The sequence below is a fragment of the Fructilactobacillus sp. X2R1C1 genome, from assembly GCF_059901435.1.
The window spans coordinates 1-584 of sequence record NZ_JBWXUV010000021.1 but is presented as its reverse complement, the minus strand read 5'-3'; the positions used below and the strand labels follow the sequence as shown (position 1 = coordinate 584).

The window sequence follows — 584 nt, the reverse complement described above, 5'->3', positions numbered from 1 at the left end:
ATTATGTCCGACTTCCATAAATCATTTACAATCTTTTGTAGACTTTCCTTATTATCAATATGACCTATTTGAGGGCTTACGTCATTACAGTTAGTATTTGCCTTTCCATGAACATGAAATATTAAATCATCGCTTATTCCATAAATCTGTGACATAGTGTCTGTATAATTCAAATTAAGATAAATGCCACTACTTGTAGAATTATCTAATAATGCTTTTGATATATTTTGGTTAATAAAGTTGCTTCTGCATTCTTCATACAATTTGTTGTTTTTTAATACAGACCAGTCAAAAATTTCTTTTTCCAATAATGATGAGTAACGTTTTCCATCATTATTTGCCCAATCTGGCTGTACATAATTAACCTTATTATTTACATGAACATGATTTAGATTTTCCTCTAGATCACTCCAAAACATTTTATTAAATTTATCTTGAATTGATTTAACTTCCTCATCCTTATTCTTTTCATCATGTTTAATTTTGGCATCAAATTTATAATAAGTTTCATACATTTTGTAATATAAATCTGGGCAATTTTTTAATACAAAGTTCCCAAAACAACTTAAGCTTGTATTTAGATC

General features: G+C 27.2%; 1 protein-coding gene. It reads right to left on the bottom strand.

The features are described from left to right. Window positions 1-584: AbiH family protein (locus tag AC6UDG_RS07270; protein WP_500706935.1), on the bottom strand; the 584-nt coding region annotated here is incomplete at both ends.